This window comes from Gryllotalpicola reticulitermitis, from assembly GCF_042651345.1.
Taxonomy (GTDB): Bacteria; Actinomycetota; Actinomycetes; order Actinomycetales; family Microbacteriaceae; genus Gryllotalpicola; species Gryllotalpicola reticulitermitis.
The window spans coordinates 549,672-565,499 of sequence record NZ_JBHSCN010000005.1 but is presented as its reverse complement, the minus strand read 5'-3'; the positions used below and the strand labels follow the sequence as shown (position 1 = coordinate 565,499).

The 15,828-nt window shown below is 68.4% G+C and carries 10 protein-coding genes; 7 read left to right on the top strand and 3 right to left on the bottom strand.

Annotated elements, in window-relative coordinates:
• Positions 1–3: 3 nt before the first annotated feature.
• From treY to glgX, 3 genes are read left to right on the top strand one after another with little or no spacing between them, the layout of a single operon-like run.
• Positions 4–2,283, top strand: coding sequence for a malto-oligosyltrehalose synthase (gene treY, locus ACFOYW_RS09780; RefSeq protein WP_390228740.1), 2,280 nt, complete (start codon positions 4–6; stop codon positions 2,281–2,283).
• Positions 2,280–4,019 (top strand): malto-oligosyltrehalose trehalohydrolase, encoded by a 1,740-nt coding sequence (gene treZ, locus ACFOYW_RS09775; protein WP_390228739.1) that lies wholly within the window; start codon positions 2,280–2,282, stop codon positions 4,017–4,019. Before treY ends, treZ begins: the two co-directional genes overlap by 4 nt.
• Before the next feature lie 14 nt (positions 4,020–4,033).
• Complete coding sequence (glgX, locus tag ACFOYW_RS09770; RefSeq protein ID WP_390228738.1) at positions 4,034–6,097, top strand: glycogen debranching protein GlgX; 2,064 nt, start codon at positions 4,034–4,036, stop codon at positions 6,095–6,097.
• Positions 6,098–6,347: 250 nt separating this feature from the next.
• Here glgX and ACFOYW_RS09765 read toward each other — a convergent pair whose 3' ends face one another.
• The gene (locus tag ACFOYW_RS09765) at positions 6,348–7,736 is read right to left on the bottom strand and encodes an ABC transporter substrate-binding protein (RefSeq protein WP_390228737.1); all 1,389 of its coding nucleotides are present in this window, start codon (positions 7,734–7,736) and stop codon (positions 6,348–6,350) included.
• Between the two features lie 307 nt (positions 7,737–8,043).
• On the opposite strand from ACFOYW_RS09765, the gene ACFOYW_RS09760 reads away from it, so the two are divergent.
• Complete coding sequence (locus ACFOYW_RS09760) at positions 8,044–8,694, top strand: hypothetical protein (RefSeq protein WP_390228736.1); 651 nt, start codon at positions 8,044–8,046, stop codon at positions 8,692–8,694.
• Positions 8,695–8,732: 38 nt separating this feature from the next.
• On the opposite strand, the gene ACFOYW_RS09755 is transcribed toward ACFOYW_RS09760, so the two are convergent.
• Both ACFOYW_RS09755 and ACFOYW_RS09750 read right to left on the bottom strand, forming a co-directional pair.
• Positions 8,733–9,668 carry a carbohydrate ABC transporter permease gene (locus tag ACFOYW_RS09755; protein ID WP_390228735.1) on the bottom strand — a complete coding sequence of 312 codons (936 nt, stop codon included), beginning with the start codon at positions 9,666–9,668 and terminating at the stop codon, positions 8,733–8,735.
• Positions 9,668–10,654 (bottom strand): carbohydrate ABC transporter permease, encoded by a 987-nt coding sequence (locus ACFOYW_RS09750; RefSeq protein ID WP_390228734.1) that lies wholly within the window; start codon positions 10,652–10,654, stop codon positions 9,668–9,670. The genes ACFOYW_RS09755 and ACFOYW_RS09750 overlap by 1 nt, the downstream gene beginning before the upstream one ends.
• A gap of 195 nt (positions 10,655–10,849) precedes the next feature.
• Here ACFOYW_RS09750 and ACFOYW_RS09745 point away from each other — a divergent pair, with 195 nt between their 5' ends.
• The 3 genes from ACFOYW_RS09745 (at position 10,850) to ACFOYW_RS09735 (ending at position 15,751) form a co-directional block, all read left to right on the top strand.
• Entirely contained in the window at positions 10,850–11,914 is a 1,065-nt protein-coding gene (locus ACFOYW_RS09745; protein WP_390228733.1) for a LacI family DNA-binding transcriptional regulator, read from the top strand.
• A 137-nt stretch (positions 11,915–12,051) separates the two neighbouring features.
• Entirely contained in the window at positions 12,052–13,920 is a 1,869-nt protein-coding gene (locus ACFOYW_RS09740; RefSeq protein ID WP_390228732.1) for a hypothetical protein, read from the top strand.
• Entirely contained in the window at positions 13,895–15,751 is a 1,857-nt protein-coding gene (locus ACFOYW_RS09735) for an MBL fold metallo-hydrolase (protein ID WP_390228731.1), read from the top strand. The genes ACFOYW_RS09740 and ACFOYW_RS09735 overlap by 26 nt, the downstream gene beginning before the upstream one ends.
• The last annotated feature ends 77 nt before the right edge of the window (positions 15,752–15,828 follow it).

The following is a 15,828-nucleotide window of genomic DNA, read 5'->3' as shown; positions in this document are numbered from 1 at the left end:
GACATGGCGCCGGCCAGCAGCTACCGACTTCAGATATCCGCTGACTTCACGCTCACCGAGGCGGCGCGCACGGTTCCCTACCTGCACGCACTCGGTGTCGACTGGATCTACCTCTCGCCGCTGCTCGAAGCGGCGGCAGGGTCGACGCACGGCTACGACGTCGTCGATGCGACGCGAACGGATGCCTCCCGCGGCGGCCCGGCCGCCCTGCGGGCGCTCGCCGATCAGGCACACGAGGCGGGCATGGGCGTGCTCGTCGACATCGTGCCGAACCACATGGGGGTCGCCGACGCCCGTGCGAACGCGTGGTGGTGGGACGTGCTCGCCCGCGGTCGCGCGTCCGAGTTCGTGGACTTCTTCGACATCGACTGGGATGCCGGCGACGGGCGCGTGTACCTGCCGGTGCTCGGAACGGCGCCCGACGAGCTCGAGCAGCTGCGCGTCGACGGTGACGAGCTCGTGTACTACGAGCACCGCTTCCCGATCGCCGCGGGCACGGGCGACGGAACCCCGCGAGAGATCCTCGGTCGCCAGCACTACCGGCTCGTCCCATGGCCCGAGGGCACGCACAAGCTCAACTACCGCCGGTTCTTCACGGTCAACGAGCTCGCCGGCCTGCGCGTCGAGGACCCCCGGGTCTTCGATGCGTCGCACCGCGAGATCCTGCGCTGGCACGCCGAAGGCCTCATCGACGGGTTGCGCGTCGACCACCCCGACGGCCTGCGCGACCCGGGCGCGTACTTCGCGCGGCTCAGCGCCGCCACGGGCGGTGCGCCGATCTGGGTCGAGAAGATCATCGAGGGCGACGAGCGGATGCCTGCCCAGTGGCCCGTCGAAGGCACCACCGGCTACGACGCGCTCGGCGACATCGATCGCGTGTTCGTCGACCCGGCCGGCGAAGCCGAGCTCACCCGCGTGATGGACGAGGCGGAGGGCGCGCGCCTCGACTGGGCGGAACTGGCCGCGAGTCAGAAGCGCGCGATGGCCGAGGGTGCGCTCCACCCGGAGATCGCGCGCATCGCGAGGGAGGCCGGCGCGACGGCCGGAGACGACACGGAGGACGCGCTCGTCGAACTCGCGGTGGCCCTGCTCGTGTACCGCACCTACCTGCCCTTCGGGCGCCAGTATCTCGACGAGGCGGCGGCTCAGGCATCCGCCGCCCGGCCTGACCTCACCGAGGCGATCGCGCGCGTCGTCCGCGTGCTCGCCGACCCGGCCCACCCCGCCGCCCTGCGCTTCCAGCAGACGAGCGGCATGGTCATGGCGAAGGGCGTTGAGGACACGGCGTTCTATCGCTACCCGCGACTCACGAGCCTCAACGAGGTCGGCGGCGACCCTGGGCGCTTCGCCGTCCCACTCGCCGACTTCCACGCCCGTCAGGAGGTTCGGCTGCGGGAGCTGCCCCGCTCGATGACGACGCTGACCACGCACGACACGAAGCGCAGCGAGGACACCAGGGCACGCATCGCCGCGCTCGCCGAGATTCCGGGTGAATGGGCGACGACGTTCGCGCAGCTGCGCGCTCTGGTGGCCACCTCCGACGCGGCCCTCGACGAGCTCGTCTGGCAGGCGATCGTCGGGGCGTGGCCGGCGTCGGCGGAGCGTCTGGTCGAGTACGCGCTGAAGGCCGCGCGGGAATCCGGGCGGATGACGAGCTGGACCGAGCCCGACGAGGAGTTCGAGCGTGCACTGACGACGCTCGCGAGGTCGGCGGTCGACTGCACCGAGCTGCACGACATTGTCGAGGCGTTCACCGCGCGCATCGCGCCGGCCGGGCGCAGCAACGGGCTCGGCATGAAGCTGCTGCAGCTGCTGGCGCCCGGAATGCCCGACGTCTACCAGGGCACGGAGCGTCTCGACCATTCGCTCGTCGACCCCGACAATCGGCGTCCGGTCGACTTCGGCGAGGCATCCGATCTGCTCGCTCGCATCGACGGCGGCTGGCGGCCGCCGGTCGACGAGACGGGCGCCGCGAAGCTGCTCGTGGTCTCGCGCACACTGCGGCTCCGACGCGACCGCCCCGAGCTGCTGCGCGGCTACGAGTCGATCGAGGCGCTCGGCCCGCAGGCCGCGCACCTCGTCGCGTTCGACCGCGGCCGCGTCGCGGCGTTCGCGACGCGGCTTCCGCTCGGCCTCGAGGCTACGGGCGGCTGGGACGAGGAGACCGCGGTCGAGCTCGGCGCCGGTGCCGTCGACGAGCTCACCGGGCGTCGCTTCGCCGGCCGGACGCTGCTGCGCGAGCTCTTCGCGAGCTACCCCGTTGCCCTTATGGTTGCGGAATGAGCGACGCGCGCGCCCACGGTGCTCTCCGCGCCGTGCCGACAAGCACGGCAGGAGCAAGCAACGCGTACGCGGTGTGGGCGCCGGCGGCCGGCAGCGTCATATTGCTCACGGAGCCCGGGCCCGTGAGGCACGAGCTGCACCGCGACGCCGACGGCTGGTGGCGCCTTCCGGGCGCGACCGAACTGCCCGGCATCGAGCGTTACGGCTACCTCGTCGACGGCGACGGGCCGTTTCCCGATCCCCGCTCGTTGCGCCAGCCGGACGGCGTGCACGGACTCTCGGCACCGTTCGACCCGACCGAGCACAGCTGGCGCGACGCCGGGTGGCGCGGCCGCGAGGTGCTCGGCGGCGTGATCTACGAGCTGCACCTCGGCACGTTCACGCCCGAGGGCACCCTCGACGCGGCGATCGAACGGCTCGACCACCTCGTCGAGCTCGGCGTCGGGGCCGTTGAGCTGCTGCCCGTCAACGCGTTCAACGGCGAGCACGGCTGGGGCTACGACGGAGTGCTGTGGTTCGCGGTGCACGAGCCGTACGGCGGCCCCGCGGCGTACCAGCGCTTCGTCGACGCGTGTCACGAGCGCGGCCTCGCGGTCGTGCAGGACGTCGTCTACAACCACTTCGGCCCGAGCGGAAACTACCTGCCGCGGTTCGCGCCGTATCTGAGCGACGCGAGTGGTCCGTGGGGCGCCGCGGTCAATCTCGACGGGCCCGACTCCGACGACGTGCGGCGCTACATCATCGACAACGCTCGATACTGGCTGGTCGAGCTGCACGTCGACGGGTTGCGGCTGGATGCGGTGCACGCGCTGCACGACAGCCGTGCCGTGCACATCCTCGAGGAGCTCGCCGAACATGCCGAGCGGTGGTCGGAGGAGCTCGGCCGGCCGCTCACACTGATCGCCGAAAGCGATCTGAACGACCCGAAGCTGATCCGCCCGCGTGCCGAGCACGGCTACGGCCTCGACGCGCAGTGGGACGACGACGTGCACCACGCGGTCCACGCGAACCTGACGGGCGAGTCGTCCGGCTACTACGCCGACTTCGCGACCACGGATGCTTTGGCGAAGGTCTTCGAGCAGGGGTGGTTCCACGACGGGGCATGGTCGAGCTTCCGCGGGCGGCGCCACGGGCGCCCGCTCGACTCGGGCATTCCGTTCCGTCGTCTCGTGGCGTTCGCGCAGGATCACGACCAGATCGGCAATCGCGCCGCCGGCGACCGGCTTGCGCAGCTCGTTCCCGACGGGCTCGTCGCCGCGGGTGCGGCACTCGTGCTGCTCGGCCCCTTCACCCCCATGCTGTTCATGGGCGAGGAGTGGGGCGCCCGCACCCCGTGGCAGTTCTTCACCTCCCACCCCGAAGAGGAGCTCGGCCGGGCCACCGCCGAGGGGCGCCTCGCCGAGTTCGCGCGGCACGGCTGGGACCCGGCGAGCGTGCCGAACCCGCAGGACCCCGAGACGTTCGCCCGGTCGCACCTCGACTGGACCGAGCCCGAGCGTGCGTCACATCGGCGACTGCTCGAGTTCTTCAGAGCACTCATCGCCCTGCGCGGAGAACTCGATCGAGACGAGCCGGCGGTCGACGTCGCCGCCGACGAGGCCGCCGGCACGTTCGCCTTCACCCGCGGCCGACTGCGCATCATGGCGCAATTGCGGCCCGACGCGGCGGCGCTGCCTTGCACGGGGGAGCCCGTCGCCGCATTCGACCATGCCGTTCAGATCGTCCGCCTCGACTGAGACCAGGAAACCCGATGAGCCCTGCACCGCGATCTCTGCCCTACCCGCTCGGCGTCACGCTGACCGACCGCGCCGCGAACGTCGCCATCTACACCGAGAACGCGACGCGGGTGTGGGTCTGCGTCTTCGACGACGAGGGCCGTGAGACGAGGACCGAGCTGCGCGACCGCACGGGCCACGTCTTCCACGACCTCGTGACGGGCCTGCGGGTCGGGAGCCGGTACGGCCTCCGCATCGATGGGCCGTGGGATCCGGCATCCGGTCTGCGCTTCAATCCGGCCAAGGTGCTGCTCGACCCGTATGCGACGGCGACGGTCGGCGACTACGACTTCGGGCAGGCGGTGTTCGGGCACCGTCTCGACGAACCGCTCGAACGGGACGACACCGACGGAGCCGGCCATGTGGCCCTCGGCATCGTCACCGACCGGCACGGCTTCGGCTGGGGTGACGATGCGCCGCCGGCCACGCCGCTCGCCGAGACGATCGTGTACGAGCTGCACGTCAAGGGATTCACGAAGCGGATGCCGGGCGTGCCCGAGCATCTGCGCGGAACCTACGCCGGGCTCGCGGACCCCGCCGCAATCAGGCACCTCACCGACCTCGGCGTGACAGCGGTCGAGCTGATGCCCGTGCATCAGTTCGTGCACGACAACCACCTGCTCGAGAAGGGCCTGCGCAACTACTGGGGCTACAGCAGCCTCGCGTTCCTCGCGCCGCACGCCGACTACGCGGCCGCGCACGAGCCGGGCGGCCAGGTCGACGAGTTCAAGTCGATGGTCCGGGCGCTCCACGCCGCCGGCATCGAGGTGATCCTCGACGTGGTCTACAACCACACGGCAGAGGGCAACGACCTCGGGCCGACCCTCAGCCTCAAGGGCATCGACAACCCGTCGTACTACCGTCTCGTGCAGGGCGACGGCGGCCATTACTTCGACACGACGGGCACCGGCAACAGCCTGAACGTCGGCCACCCGGCACCCCTCGCGCTGATCATGGACTCCCTGCGCTACTGGGTGACCGAGATGCACGTCGACGGCTTCCGCTTCGACCTCGCCACGACCCTCACCCGGCAGGACGGCAGCGCCGACATCCACAGCGCGTTCCTCGCACTCATCCACCAGGACCCGGTGCTGCAGCGGGTCAAGATGATCGCCGAGCCCTGGGACACCGCGGGCTATCAGGTGGGCGGATTCCCCGCCGACTGGTCCGAGTGGAACGGCCGCTTCCGCGACGACGTGCGCGACTTCTGGCGCGGCACGCCCGGCACGATCGGCACCGTCGCCCAGCGGGTGCTCGGCAGCCCCGACGTCTACGAGTCCTCGAACCGCGCGCCCGTCTCGAGCGTCAACTTCATCACCGCGCACGACGGCTTCACGCTCGCCGACCTCACGAGCTACGACGAGAAGCACAACGAGGCCAACGGTGAGGGCGGCGCCGACGGCGAGTCCGACAACCGCTCGGCCAACTACGGCGCCGAGGGCCCGACCGACGACCCCGAGATCAACGCGCTGCGGACCCGGCAACGGAAGAACCTGCTCGCCACGGTGCTGCTCTCCGCGGGGGTGCCCATGATCCTCGGCGGCGACGAGATCGGCCGCACGCAGCAGGGCAACAACAACGCCTACTGCCAGGACAACGAGCTGTCGTGGTTCGACTGGGACCACGTCGACGAGGAGCTGCACGACTTCACCCGTACGCTCATCCGCCTGCGGCGCGAGTCGCCCGCGCTCAGGCCCGACTGGTATCGCCACGCACCGGGGCAGGGGAGCATCCGTACGATCGACATCCGCCGCGCGGACGCCCGCCGATTCAACGCCGGCGACTGGGCGTTCGCCGAGAACCGCGCGATCACCTTCGTGTTCGGGCACGGCGGCGAGACCGCGTTCGCCCTGATGCTGAACGCCGCCGAGAACGGCGTCACCTTCTCTGTGCCGGCGCCGACGCACCGCGCGTGGCAGCTGGAGCTCGCAAGCGACCCGCAGCTCGAGCGGTCGGGCGGCGTGGGGCGCAAGCTCATCCTCGCGCCGCGCTCGTTCGCGCTGCTGAGCTCGGCGGGGCGCCAGCGCCGCGGGCGCTAGTCGCCTCTCGCGCGCCGTTGCGTCCGGCCGGGGAAGTGTGCCCGAACGTCGCAAGTGCGCCCGCTATATCAGGCACAGTTGCGCCGCCCGGGCACAGTTGAGGCGGCGAACCCTCAGCGGCGCGCGTCGGACCGACGCAGAAACTCGTCGCGAATGCCGATGCCGGAGTGACGAATCGTGTGAGGTGTGCCACAGGGCGACACGACGAAGGCGGCCCGCCGCTGCGGACCGCCTTCGCCTCGCGCGGGTGCTATTTCTTCTGCGCCTGGTTGTAGTCGGTCATCGCCGCGGTCTGTGCCGCGTCCAGCGCCTGCGTGACGGTCTTGCTGCCCGTCATGGCCGGCTCGACAGCGTTCGACAGTTCGGTTGCGACTTGTTGGCCGACTGGCGACGAGCCCCACGAGACGCCGTTGGTGAGCGTCTGGTTGAAGGCCTGCTCGACCTGCTGGAACCCGGTGTTGCCCGCGTAGCTCTGCTTCGCGTTGATCGCCTTGTCGGCCGAGGGGGAGCCGGTGAACAGGCCGGTGAAGATGTCGGGGTTCTGCTTGGCGTCCGTCGCGAGGCGCGCCGTGGTCGCCTTGTTCCAGGCCGTCGTCGACGTCATGTCGAGCGCCCACTGGCACGCGGCCTGCGGGTTCTTCGACGCGGTGGGGATCGCGTAGCCGTTGCCGTCGGCGACGCCGATCGGCTGTCCCTGCGTATTCGTGAGCGGGACGCCCGAGATGTCGATCTTCGAGGCGACAGCCGTCAGCACTGCGGGGTACCACTGCTGCACGAGCTCGGCGCCGACCTGGTCCTTGACGTACTGGTTGTTGTTGCCGAAGTAGTCGAAGGTATTCACGAAGCTGGCCGCCTTGGCGTAGCCGCCCTGCTCGTCATAGAGCTGCTTGAGCCAGGTGAATGCTTTGATGTTCGCGGCGGAGTTCAGGGTCGGCTTACCGCTTGAGTCGACAAGGCCGCCGCCGAAGGCGAACAGCCACACGTTCGCGTTTCCGCCCGAGACCGCCGGGTCGAAGCCCATCACGGTGGGCTTGCCGCCGCTGGACTGGTAGACCTTCTTCGCGGCGACGAGCACCTCATTCGGGTCCTTCATGTTGAAGTCGGCGGCCGTGACGCCGGCCTTCTGCAGCACGCGCTGGTTGAGCATGATCGCGTTGGTCTGCCAGAACTCCGGGATCGCGTAGGTGTCGCCCTGGTACTTCACCGCGTCGAGGATCGCCGGGTAGTAAGCGCTCGTTGCCGTGACCTTGTTCTGCTTGAAGCACTGGTCCAGCGGCACTACCAGGCCCTTCGACGCGTACGTGGCGACGTCGGCGCGATCCATGTAGATCAGGTCGGGCACCTTGCCGCTCGCGATCTGCGCCGTGAACTTCTGCGGGTCGAACGTGGTCTTGTTGAGGGTGACCGTGACCCCTGCGGACTTGAGCTTCGCGTCCGCGTAGTCGACGCGCGAAGTGGCCACTTCGTCAGTCGGGTTCACGCCCTCGACCAAAAGGGTCTTCGCGGGCTTGGCCGAGAAGTCCGGAACCTTGACGCCGTTGCTGCCTGTGCCGCTGGTCGAGGTGGACCCCGACGAGCACCCTGCGACGGTCAGTGCGAGCGCAGCCGATACAGCTGCGGCCGCGACAACCTTTCTCATCCGCATTGCCTTCGTACCTTTCCTGATGGTGACGTCTTCCTCGCCGTTGAGGGGCATGTGGCGGTGTTGCCACCTATGAGCGAGCCAATGTGGGAACCTTCCCACACCGAACAGTAACGGTGCCGGCCTGCCCGCACAATGGTTCCCCGAAAACGCGTATCTCAACCTGATAACGGCCGAATCACGTGCGTCGGCCCGATGTGACATCGTTTTCACTTCTGCCTACCCCAGAACTGCATGCTGTGCGCATCGGGAGCGCGCTGTCAAGCGCTTGGCACGCCAAATCCCCTGTTCGATTAATAGGGGTGTGTCTGATCGAATCCCGCTCGTTCTCGGCTCCGGCGTGATGCGCGCCACGGGAGTCGCCGTGCTCAGCGAGTCGGACGGCTCAGCGGAGACCGCGGTGCTGTTGTTCACGGAAGTCGCGCCGGACGCGATCATCATGGACTGGAAGGATCGCGGCGCTCGCGGATACCGACGCCTGCGCCGTGGCGCCCTCGCGCACGGCATGCCCGAGCCCTATGCCGACGACCAGCGCGCGCTGCGCGACCCGGCGGCACTAGACATCAGTCGACACCGTGCTCTCTCGATCACCGGGGGGCGCCCGACCTTCGCGGCGAGCGACGTCATCGTCCTCGTGCCTGCCGACGCCGACCGGCTGCGCGAGATCCGCGTGCCGGTGTCATCGGCCGAGAAGCCCCTTGAGGCCGTATACCTGTCGGCCTCGGCTGACATCGACACGTTCCAGTACGAGCGCACCGCGCGCGTAGAGGACGCCGAGACGTGCCCGGTGTGCGGGAAGCTGATGCGTGCGGGCGGCGTGCACGAGGCGTCCCACGGCGTGCCCGGCCACCGCCTTGCCGGTACGCGTGCAGGCGATGAGCACGCCGCCGGCCCTGAGCGCGCCGCGCATCAGCCGCGTCTCGATGACCCGAGCGTATTCCGGCACACGCTCTGACTCCCGGGCCGTGTGCTGCGGTGCGCCCAGCTCGGCCGCTAGCCCTTCCGACCCTGCGTCGCGATTCCCTGAATGAAGTACCGCTGGCCGAACGCGAAGATGATGAGCATCGGCAGCGTGACGATGAGTGCCGCTGTCATGACGTACTGGTAGTCGCCCTGGCCTCCCGTCTGCGGGTTGTACAGGCTCATCGCGTAGGAGATGCCGAGCGGCACGGTGTACTCCTTCGGAGTGCCGAAGTTCAGGTAGATGAGCGGGTTCTGCAGGTTGTTCCAGCTCGCCTGGAACTCGAAGATGAACACGATCACGAATGACGGGATCGATAACGGCACGGCTATGCGCCGGAAGAGGCCGAAGTAGGAGCAGCCGTCGATGCGCGCCGCCTCGAAGAGCTCGCGTGGAAGCCCGAGGAAGAACTGGCGCTGCAGGAATATATAGAACGCGGACCCGAAGAGATTTGCGCCCCACAATGGCACGGTCGTGCCGAGCAGGTGCAGGTCCTTCCAGATGAGGTAGGTCGGAATCATCGTGACCGCACCAGGCAGCATCATGGTGGCGAGCACCAGGCCGAACAGGGCGTTGCGGAATGGGAAGCGGAAGTACGCGAAGCCGAACGCGACGAGTGAGCTCGAGATGGTCACGAACCCCGCGGCGAGCAACGCGATGTAGACGCTGTTGCCGAGCCAGCTGAGAAGTGGCAGGTGATTCCAGACGGTCGCGTAGTTCGACCAGTTGAAGGTCTCGGGAATCAGCCGGTTGTCGAAGACGGTGCCACGGGTTTTGAAGGAGGCGGCGAGCAGCCAGACCAAGGGGTAGAGGAACGCGATCGAGCAGGCGATGAGCGTCGCCCACAGCACGATCTTGCCGATGAACCAGCCGGGCCCGCGGCGCTTACGCCGAGGTGTGAGTGCACTGACCGGGCGCAGGTCGGTGCGGGATTCCGCGAGCTGCTGGGGCACGGATGTGATGGCCATCAGTTGGCGTCTCCCTCGTAGTAGACGAAGCGGTTTCCGTACTTCACCTGGACGATCGTGATGATCATGATGATGACGAACAGCAGCCACCCCATCGCGGCGGCGAAGCCGAGGTTGAACTGCTGGAACGCCTGCTGGAACAGGTAGACGGCGATGAAAAGGGCCGCGTTCGGCGCCGGAACCGAGCTCGTCGGCGAGTTGTAGAAGAGCAGATAGACCTGGTCGAAGATCTGCAGCGCTGCGATCGTCGCAGTGATGACGCAGAAGAACAGTGCATTCGAGATCATCGGCAGCGTGACGCGGAAGAAGCGTCGGAAAGGGCCCGCGCCGTCGATCTCGGCGGCCTCGTACAGGTCCGTCGGAACGTTTTTGAGTGCAGCGAGCAGGATCAGCATCGTTCCACTGACGGCCCACATCGCCATTAGGACAATTGAGGGCTTCACCCAGTTGGGATCGATCAGCCACTGTGGCCCGGGAATCCCGAAGAAGCCGAGGAACTTGTCGATGGCGCCCTCGTTGCCGTTGAGCAGCAGGAGGAACACCGAGGCTGCCGCGACCGACGGCGTCATCACCGGCAAGTAGAAGATGACTCGGAATACCCCCGCGCTGCGTTGCAGCCGATTGAGCAGCATCGCCAGGAACAGTGCGAAGCAGATGGTCAGCGGCACGGCCATCACGGCGTAGTAGAGCGTGTTGCCGAGCGAGCTCATGACCTTGGGGTCGGAGAACAGCTGCTCGTAGTTTGCGATGCCGACAGGGGAGGCGGTGTTGGTCGAGAGGTCGTAGTTCGTGAACGAGATCACGAGGCTGTAGATCATCGCGCCGAGCGTGAAGACGAGGAATCCCACGATCCACGGTGAGATGAACAGGTAACCTGCGAGCGCCTCGCGCCGCTGTGCCTTGGTCATCCTCGTGCGGCCACGGCGGAAGCGCCCGAAGATGCCGCCCACCGTGCTTGGCGGCGGCGCTTGGTCGACTAGTCCCATCGGCTTCCCTTCAGCGACGACACTGACTGCTGAAAAACGAGATGTGACATCGTTACCACACCGTGCGCAAAACACTAGGTCAGATGCCTCGGCTTTCGCAATCGCTTGCGTTTTCCGTCGTCGGGGGTCCGGCCCGTGGTCGGATACTAGGTGCGGAACGCAGCGTCGCGCGCGACGCGGGGAGGAACAACCGAAGTGACGGTCGCCGAAGGCGGAACAGGCGAGACGGGGCGGCCACGACCACAGCTGCGTCGTGCCACGATCAAGGACGTGGCCCACGCGGCGGGCGTCTCTCAGTCCACCGCAGCGCGGGCGCTGAGCGGCGAGGGATACGTTGCGGGTGCCGTCCAGGAAAGGGTGCGCGCGGTGGCCGACGACCTCGGCTATGTGCCGCATGCCATGGCGAGCAGCCTTCGCAGGCAGTCGAGCCGATCGATCGGAGTTCTTGTCTCCGACCTCCGGAACGCGTTCTACGCCGACCTCGCGGCCGGCGTTGGGCGCCGCGCCCGCGAGCACGGCTACACCATGGTCCTCGTCGATGACCGAGGCTCGGTCGACGAGGAGCATGATGCGCTCGCTGTGTTCGTCGGCATGCGCGTTGCCGGCGTCATCCTGACCCCGCTCTCGAACAGCGCGATCGAATACCTTGACCGCCAACGCACCCCGTTCGTAGAGGCGGACCGCACGTTTTCGGGAGGAGCCTCCGACGCTGTCGTGATCGACAACGTCGGCGCCTCGCGCCGTATGGCCGACCATCTCATCTCCCTCGGCCATCGTCGGATCGCACTGTTCATCGACGAGACCGACTGGACGACAGGCGCGGACCGCTTCCGCGGCTACCAGGAATCGCTCGAGCAGTCCGGTATCGAGGTCGACCAGGCGCTGATCATTCCGTCCGGCTGGGACGCGGGCGGCTCGCGCAAGGCGACCGTCGAGGCGCTGTCCCGCCGTGACCGCCCGACGGCGGTCTTCGCCGCTAACAACGTCATCGCCGAAGGCGTGTGGCGCGGCATCAAGGACCTGGGGCTCCGAGTGCCGGAGGACGTCTCTCTGGTCTCCTTCGATGACGCACCCTGGATGAGCATGGTGACGCCCGGCGTCACCGCCGTCGCGCAGGACACTGTGGCGTTGGGGGCATCAGCGATGGACCGGATGCTGGCACGAATCCATGACCCGGAAGCCGCGCCGGAGACGGTGATCCTGCCCGCTGAGATGCTGCCGCGAGGTTCGACCCTGGCCCCGGTCTTCGCACGGAGCTGAGCTCGCCGGGCCGACTCGCGCATGGTGGGACCGAGCACGCCGGAGCCGGCACGCTTTCGGCCGCCTCATTGACCCCGGTTCGCGATGTGGATACGTTCTCACATGATGACTCAGCCACTTCGACCCGGTCGTGCCCGATGAGCGGCGAGCGACTCTCGATTCAGACGGATGCCACGAGCACGGTGATCGCCGGCGATCGGTATCGCTTGACCATCCCTGCGGGCTCGGCCGAGGCGTATCTTGCCGGCGCCGACGGCATGGTGTGGACGCGACTGGCGCTCACCGCATCCGTCGACCGCGCCGAGATGCGCGACGAACGCTACGGCGCCGCGGAGATCGCCTCACGGACCGGCGACGACCTCGTCGAGATCGTGATCAGCCAGCCATCGAGCGCGTGGCGCAACGAGCGCATCGTGCTCGAGTGCCGCCCCGCCGATGTGCGGGCACGGGTCGAAGTGGAGGGCTCGGGCCTCGTCGCCGACGTCACGCTGCTCGGAGGTCGGGGCGTCACGGTGTCAGGCGCGGCTGGGGTCTTCCGCTCGTCGATCTCGTTCCCGACGCTGTTCTCGCCGACCCCCACGCGTCCGGTCGCGTTCCTCAGGCCATCGTCGGCACCGGCCCAGCTCGGCGTCGTCGGCGACGCGGATCCGGGAAGGCTGAACGCCGTCTTCGCCCCGCCGCCCTTGTGCTTCGCCTTCGGCCGCGCACGCGAGACCGCGCCGCAAGTACTACTTGCCGAGGCATCCGCCGGGGAAGTCGAGGCGTGGCTCTCTGTGCACCTCGCCGCGCCCGTCGAGCAGTGCGGGTTCACGACCTTCGCGTATGAGCCGCTCGACGGCGGCTATCTGTTCCGCCTGGGCTACGAGGGCCACACGGCGGTCGACGGGGTGTGGACATCGCCCGAGCTCGTGCTGCGGCCGGTCGCCACGGCAATCGGATCGGTCGAAAGTCTGCGTGACGACCTCGTCGAGCGCGGCTGGGTGCCCTGCGCTCTCGCGCCGTCGCCGAGATGGTGGCGTGAGCCGATCTTCTGTGGGTGGGGCGCTCAGTGCGCCGCCGCCGTCGCCGACTGGCCCGACGCCGCGGAGGCGGCGTCGGCGCGCGGCTGGGACCCGTGGACGAACCCTGTGCGGCCGCCCGACCTCGGCACTTCGGCCCTCTCGAGCCGCCCGCGCTACGACGCGTGGCTCGAACTGCTCGACCAGCACGGCGCGGCCCCCGGCACGGTCGTCATCGATGACCGGTGGCAGAGGAGCTATGGGCTGAACAGCGTCGACGAATCGCAGTGGCCGGACCTGCGCGGGTGGATCGCCACCCAGCACGAACGCGGCCGCCGCGTGCTGCTGTGGTTCAAGGCGTGGGACCCGAGCGGCTTGCCGCCCGAGCTGTGCGTGCGCACCCCCGACGGACTGCCCGTCTGTGTCGACCCCGGCAACCCCGATTATCGTGCGCTCCTGCACGAGCAGGTGCAACGGATGCTCGGACCGAACGGTCTCGACGCCGACGGCTTCAAGGTCGACTTCACTCAGCGCGGGCCCTCGGGCGCGCTGTTGACCGGCTCGAAGGCGACGCAGAACGGCGGCTGGGGCATCGCGGCGCTCCACACGCTACTGCAGACGCTGCACGACGCCGCCAAGGCGGCGAAGCCCGACCCAATGGTGGTGGCGCACGCGATGCACCCCGCCTTCGCCGGGGTCGAGGACGTGTTGCGTCTCAACGACATGCAAGAACGCGACGAACAGGGCGACGTCGTGCCGGTGGCCCTGCAGGCTCGAGTACGGCACGCGATCGCGGCGGCGGCGCTCCCCGCGCACCCCGTGGATACCGACCAGTGGCCGATGCCCGACCATGCGCAATGGGCCGAATACGTAGCGGTGCAGCCCGAGCTCGGCATCCCCGCCCTGTACTACGTCGAGTCCATCGACAATTCCGGCGAGGTGATCACCGCTGCCGACCTCGACACAGTGGCACGATCATGGCGTGACTACCGTGCCCGCGCTCTCTGAGGAAGTAACGCCGGGGGTGCACCTCGTCCGCGACACCTGCAACGTCTACCTCGTGGAGAACAGCGGCTCCGGCGAGCGCACGGCGATCGCGATCGATTTCGGCTCGGGCCTCGCGCTCGACGCCCTCGCAGAGCTCGGCATCGCGCGGATCACGCACGTGCTCATGACGCACCACCACCGCGACCAGGGGCAGGGCCTGCCGCGCGCCGTCGCTGCAGGCATCCCCATCCATGTTCCGCCGGTCGAGCAGGATCTGTTCGCCGCCGTCGACGAGATGTGGGCGATGCGCGCCCTCGCGAACGACTACAACCTGCGCCAGGATCGCTTCTCGATCCTCGACCGTGTTCCGATCGCGGGCACGGTGCCCGAGTACCGCGAGCACGACTTCGGTGGGGTTGCAGTCACGACGATTCCTACGCCCGGGCACACCATGGGGTCGGTCACCTACCTCCTCGACCGCGGCGGTCGGCGAATCGCGTTCTCGGGCGACTTAATCTACGCACCGGGCAAGGTGTGGAGTCTCGCCGCGACGCAATGGTCGTACACCGAGAACGAAGGTCCTGCGATGTCGGTGCTGAGCTGCCTCCTGCTCGCGGCCGAGGAGCCGCAGCTCCTCCTTCCGTCGCACGGCGAGCCGATGACGGATGCCTCCAACGCACTGGCCCTACTGGGGCGGCGTATGCAGGCCTATGTCGACTCCCGCCGCCCGTCGCCGTGGGATCTCTCCGAGATGCTCGACGACCCGTTCGTGTCGATCACCGAGCACCTGCTGCTCAACTGGACGGCGAACTCGTGCTCGTACGTCCTGCTGTCGGGCACCGGCGAAGCACTCCTGATCGACTATGGCTACGACATGTCGACGGGATGGCCTGCCGGCACCGACCGTGCGTCGCGCCGCCCGTGGCTCGCATCGCTGCCCGCGCTGCGCAGGCGCTACGGAGTGACCCGCATCGAGGTCGCTCTCGGAACCCACTACCACGACGATCATGTCGCCGGCTTCAACCTGCTGCGTGAAGTGGAGGGCACCGAGATCTGGCTGCCCGAGCACGTCGCTGACATCATGGCGGCTCCCCTGCGGACCGACCTGCCGTGCCAGTGGTTCGATCCGATTCCCGCCGACCGCCGACTAGAGCTCGGGGGCACGGTCGAATGGCGAGGCATCCGCATCACCACGCACGACCTCCCAGGGCACACGCGGTTCGCCGCAGCGTTCGAGTTCGAAGTCGATGGCGTGCGCGTGCTCGCGACCGGCGACCAGCAGACGGGACTCGGGGTGCCGGGCGTTGAGCGCGAGATCCTCAACTACCAGTACCGAAACCGCTTCCGGCGCGACGACTACATCGACAGCGCCGCGCTCTACCGGCGGGTCGCGCCTGGCCTGATGATCAGCGGCCACTGGCGTGGCCGCTGGGTGGACGACGCCTACCTGACGATGCTCGAGGACGAGGGGCGGGAGCTCGCGGAGCTGCACAGTGCTCTGCTGCCGCTCGACGGTGCATCCCCGGATGGCGGCATGGCGACGCTCGAGCCGTTCTTCACGCAGCTGCGAGCCGGGCAGCGTGCCCGCTTCACCGTGCGGGTGCGCAGCCCGTTGGCCGAGGCATCCGTCGCCTGCGTCTCGCTCGTCGTGCCTGACGGCTGGGCGGCTGACCCGGCCGAGCGCCTGCTGAGCGCGCCGGGCGGCGGTGGCGAGTCGTGGATCACCTGTACCTTCGACGTCGTCGCCGGTGCTCGCCCAGCTCGTCGGCAGCGACTGGCGGCCGACGTCTCTTTCGACGACCGGCTGTTCGGCCAGCAGGCCGAGGCGCTCGTGGATGTCGTAACGGAATGAAAACGATCCCAGTGCGCCCTGTCCACGGGTGCATGGGCTAGTTGACGCGCTTGTGATGAGCAGCATAGGATTTTTTG